Origin of the sequence: Epilithonimonas hispanica (assembly GCF_003385395.1) — a bacterium.
Lineage (GTDB): Bacteria > Bacteroidota > Bacteroidia > Flavobacteriales > Weeksellaceae > Epilithonimonas > Epilithonimonas hispanica.
Genome location: NZ_QNUG01000084.1, coordinates 1 through 4469 on the forward strand (window position 1 = coordinate 1; position 4469 = coordinate 4469).

General features: G+C 41.6%; 5 protein-coding genes. 1 reads left to right on the plus strand and 4 read right to left on the minus strand.

What is annotated here, in order from left to right:
- Positions 1–144 precede the first annotated feature (144 nt).
- The 4 genes from DRF58_RS17680 to DRF58_RS17695 all read right to left on the minus strand — a co-directional run bounded on the left by DRF58_RS17680 (position 145) and on the right by DRF58_RS17695 (position 2811).
- A complete protein-coding gene (locus DRF58_RS17680; protein ID WP_116037252.1) occupies positions 145–732 on the minus strand; it encodes a hypothetical protein in 588 nt (195 codons plus the stop codon).
- Between the two features lie 29 nt (positions 733–761).
- Positions 762–1670: a relaxase/mobilization nuclease domain-containing protein gene (locus DRF58_RS17685; protein ID WP_116037254.1), complete on the minus strand. Its 909-nt coding sequence runs from the start codon at positions 1668–1670 to the stop codon at positions 762–764.
- Positions 1639–2112: a plasmid mobilization protein gene (locus DRF58_RS17690; RefSeq protein WP_116037256.1), complete on the minus strand. Its 474-nt coding sequence runs from the start codon at positions 2110–2112 to the stop codon at positions 1639–1641. The genes DRF58_RS17685 and DRF58_RS17690 overlap by 32 nt, the downstream gene beginning before the upstream one ends.
- A gap of 237 nt (positions 2113–2349) precedes the next feature.
- Positions 2350–2811, minus strand: a complete 462-nt coding sequence (locus tag DRF58_RS17695; RefSeq protein ID WP_206605241.1) for a toprim domain-containing protein — start codon at positions 2809–2811, stop codon at positions 2350–2352.
- 164 nt (positions 2812–2975) lie between these two features.
- Here DRF58_RS17695 and istA point away from each other — a divergent pair.
- Positions 2976–4469: IS21 family transposase (gene istA, locus DRF58_RS17700; RefSeq protein WP_116037259.1), on the plus strand; the 1494-nt coding region annotated here is incomplete at its 3' end.

Sequence of the window (4469 nt, forward strand, 5' to 3'; positions counted from 1 at the left end):
ATTACACGCTTTAGCACACAATTTAAGAAAGAAAGTTGCCTGAAGAGGACAACTTTTCACTTTTTCTTAAAATATTGAAAAACTTTTATAACAAAAAAATCCGCCTCAAATTTTGTTGTGAGACGGATTCAAATAATTTTTAGTCTACCTACTCTCATACCCCTCCTTAAACTTCAAGAACTTTTCTGCGTCTTTAGGATTTTTCTGCATCCATTTGTTCATCAGCGTGGTATTGTGTTCCAGCTGTTTTACCTGCTCGGTTTCATAAATCGCCTTGTTTTCATTCTTGATCTCCTTGAGGATTTCCTCTCGAACCTCGGTCTTGGTGCGGATGCTTTCGCGGTACCAGTTTTTTCCTAGATAAACAGTTGCTGTTAAAATAAAAAATGCAACCAGCAATAGAGCCAGGATTCCGAAAAACCAATATTTAACTGTATCTGATTTCTGATGAAATTTTTCCAGATGCTTTATAACGTCCGGAGATAATTCTGCGATAATATTGTTGGGGATGGATTTAAGCAATTCCTGCCGTTTTAGATTTTCTTCATGTGCCAGTGCTTGGATTTTCTTTACATCCTCCTTGATGTCGCAGTACATGTGGAAAATCGCCTTCCCCGAAATTTCTACCGCCTTATTACTTTCTATGACGCGGTGCAAAAGTTCGATGCCTGCATCTTGTGAAGAATATTTTTCTGTATTCATGTCATGGTTGTTAAATTCGTTGTTATTCATTTTCTTTTTTTTATTGATGTTTTTTAAACCTATCGCCTTCTTTTTCTCTTCCTCAGCAATTCATCGTCAGCCGCCGGTGCGTAGCTCGGTTTGAGCAGTTCCTTCATGGCACTCTCAATCTCCCTGAGGGCAGATTTTTCCGGATGTTTTATTTCGTTCGTTTGCGGATTACTCTGAGTGAAAATTGCCAAATGATGGTTTTCCGCATTCCGGTTTAGGATTTCTTTGATGTCCTTAATCTTCAGTTTGCTGGTGATCTCCGAAAGTTTGTAACCGGGATGGTACTGCCTCTGGGTATGGTCGTTGATGTCCTTCAGCCGGACAATCCGCATCCCCGACATACCCTCCTTCACATTCTGCGAGAGCGTCACTCTGTAACCGCATCTCCGCATATAATCGACCAAGTCATCAAAATTTCTTGAGACCTTCATACAGTTTTGCAGGATTTTTAGCATCTGTTGCTTTTTCTCCTTTCCGATTTCCACATCTGTTTTGAGATTCATCTCTTTGCAGACATTTCGAACCGATTCACCAAAGCGTTTCCCGACATTGGCAGATTTTACCGTGCATTTACCATAAACATCTATGCGGTTCACGATGAAGTGGATATGTTTCTGCTTCGTGGAATGGTGGACGTCCAGGACAACCTGGTTATTTTTTGTAAGTCCCACGTCTTTCAATGATTTTATAGCCAGTTCCTTCAACTCTTCATTTGTCAGCCTGTCGCCGATTTCCTTTGGTGGAGAGATGTAGCCGGTGAGCGCCCATTTCTTGACATTGGGATTTCTCTCGGCGACAATCTTCATCTCTTCAAATCTTTCCTCCGGCGTTGTTGAAAGCAGGTTGTTGGAATAAATACATTCTGCCGTGCCTTTGTCGTTGCCGTTGTATTCAATCGCGATCTTACTAATCCTCCTCGTCGTTGCCGAATTGTTCATGCTTGATAATTTGTTGGTAGAGGTATTCTCTGATTAATTTGGTGACGGTGTGAATTTCCTCAAGGATCTCTTTCTTGTTTTCAAACTCGTTCCATTCTCTGTTCCTAAGCAGATTGGATATCCTTATAAAATTGTTGCCGTAATTCAATAGAACTTCGTCTGTCTTGAACTCGTTTACTTTAAGTTCCTTTTCGGTAGAAATCAGCCTTAAATATTTTGAAATTTTCAGGTTATATTTTTCTGCTTCCTTTCGAATTTTCTCAAACTCCTTTTCGGTAAAACGAACTGAGACTACCTTTGAAAAGTGGTTCGCCGTCTTCTTTTTCAAACCTCCCTCTCTACCGATTTCGCGAAAGCGGTTCCTTCTTTTTTCTTCTGCAACCTTTGCAATTTGCTGCTCGGAAATCTGCCTGACAAACTGTTTTAAAAAGTCATTTTTCATCTTGTGTTTATTTTGTGTTTAATTTTTTTATGATTATAAATTACTGGCTTGAATTCCATTTCCAAACAAGTGTTTCCGACGACAGGAGGAAACCAAAAAGCCCGATTTTTACGACAAGCCCCACGCTTGTTGTAAACATTGGGTACTTTTTGCACTAGACACATGGCAAGTTTTTACCCAGCCTTTTTAGAGCATTCCACCTGTGCTTATTTTGCGCAGGCCGGCTTGTATGAATCTTCATCTTTTTCTCCTGTAAATATTCCTGTTTCCCTCGGGCTCGTGTATGGCTGTTTGATTTTTTTCAAGCTTATTTTCAAGTGTCTTTTCTTCTTGTGATATCAGGAAATCATTCAGATCTTGATGAGGGAAATATTCATTCGACCGGTCATCTGCCTCCGGGAATATTTTCAAAATTGAATCCCTGCACTGTTCGCCGGCGCGGTCGTTATCCAAGTACATTTCGACAGATTTATAATTTCCAAAAAGCCCTGATGCCTTGTGAACCATGGCGACAGAGTTCAGAATTAGATAGTCGGAAGGTGTCTTTTCCGGTTCTAAAATTTTATGGGAGAGGTAGTCGGTAAATCCCTCGAAAACCTTGAGGTTTGCAGAATTATTTTTTATCGTGGTGATATCCTTTTTTCCAAGACAGATTTTGGAAAAACTGCTGCGGATCTCGTAGCTGGAAAAGACGGTCAAATTGACCACCTAATTTCGGAGTAAATTGACCACTGATTTCGGAGCAAAGTGACCACCACTTTCCGGTCCAAAATGACCACCTGTTATCTGGGTTATATTTGAGATAAAAACGACTTGATTTTTTCATGATGTTAGCGTCATACATTCGTTAAAAAAAGCGGATTATGGCAAATAAAATAACAGACATGAGTAAGATTAGAAAAGTCATAAAATTCTACAGTACTGGAAAGAGCAAGTTATTTATAAGCAGCTATTTATCCCTTTCCAGAAATACCGTTAAAAAATACATCTCATTGTATGAGATTCTGGGCTTAAACCTTGATGCGATCAATGCCAAGACAGATGCCGAGCTGGAACTTTTGTTTTCCAATACCACCGCGGAGTCCATTAGCCCCAAACTACAGTCCCTGTACGATTTTTTCCCAAAGATGGAACGTGAGCTCAAAAAGGTAGGAATCACTATCCATCATATGTGGGAGCAATATCTTGTACTGCATCCTGATGGTTTTCAGAGTTCACAGTTCCGGCATCATTACAAGATATGGGGCAAGCGTGTGAACCCGGTGATGCATATGAATCACAAATCCGGTGATAAGATGTATGTCGATTATGCAGGGAAAACACTCTCCATTATTGATAAGGAAAGCGGGGAGCTTAAAGAAGTTCAGTTTTTTGTAGCTATTCTGGGAGCAAGCCAGTACACGTATGCTGAAGCCTCTATGAGCCAGCAGAAGGAAGATTTTGTACGTTCTGTAGAAAATGCCATCCGCTTTTTTGAAGGCACACCGGCAGCGATCGTTCCTGATAATTTAAAATCCGCAGTGATCAAAAGCAGCCGTTTTGAACCCACCATCAATGAGACCCTGGCCGATCTGGCCGAACATTATGAAACGACCATCTTGCCTGCCAGGGCTTACAAACCGAGGGATAAATCCTTGGTAGAGGGAGCGGTAAAGATCCTGTACAGAAGGATCTACGCCAACCTTCAACAGGGATCCTGCGGCCTGGATGAACTAAATAGTGAGATCTGGGATCTGTTGGACTCTCATAACAAACGCAAGCTCACAGGACGCCCTTACTCCCGCTACGAGCTGTTCCTGGAGGACGAGAAGCAGCAGCTGCGCCCACTGCCTGAGCGTCGTTTTGAGATCAGGTACCAATCCTTTGCAACAGTGATGCAGAACGGGCACGTACAGTTGAGCCGGGATAAGAACTACTACAGTGTTCCGTACCAGTATATCAAGAAAAAGATCAAGATCCTATACACATCTTCCACTGTGGAGATCTACTATAAATACAACAGGATCGCGATGCACAGACGCAATTACAAGCCTTATGTCTACACGACCATTACAGAACATTTAGCCAGCACCCACCAGTTCGTGGCCGGATGGAGTGCTGCCCGCTTTATCGATTGGGCAAACAGTATTGATACTGCAGTGGGAGAATATATCCTCCAAATTATCGACAGTCGGAATCATCCCGAGCAAGCTTACAAAAGCTGCCTGGGAATCCTGAACTTCGAAAAGAAAGTAGGAAGAGAGCGATTGATAAATGCTTGTAAACGGGCATTGGATTTTAAGATCTACAGCTTTAAGACCGTACAGAAGATATTGGAGAACAATCTGGATCAGATGATCGATCCGGAAAAAGAAGAA

Excerpts from the sequence above, each read along its gene's own strand:
- DRF58_RS17680 (WP_116037252.1), bottom strand. The coding sequence starts at position 732 with ATGAATAACAACGAATTTAACAACCATGACATGAATACAGAAAAATAT.
- DRF58_RS17685 (WP_116037254.1), bottom strand. The coding sequence starts at position 1,670 with ATGAACAATTCGGCAACGACGAGGAGGATTAGTAAGATCGCGATTGAA.
- DRF58_RS17690 (WP_116037256.1), bottom strand. The coding sequence starts at position 2,112 with ATGAAAAATGACTTTTTAAAACAGTTTGTCAGGCAGATTTCCGAGCAG.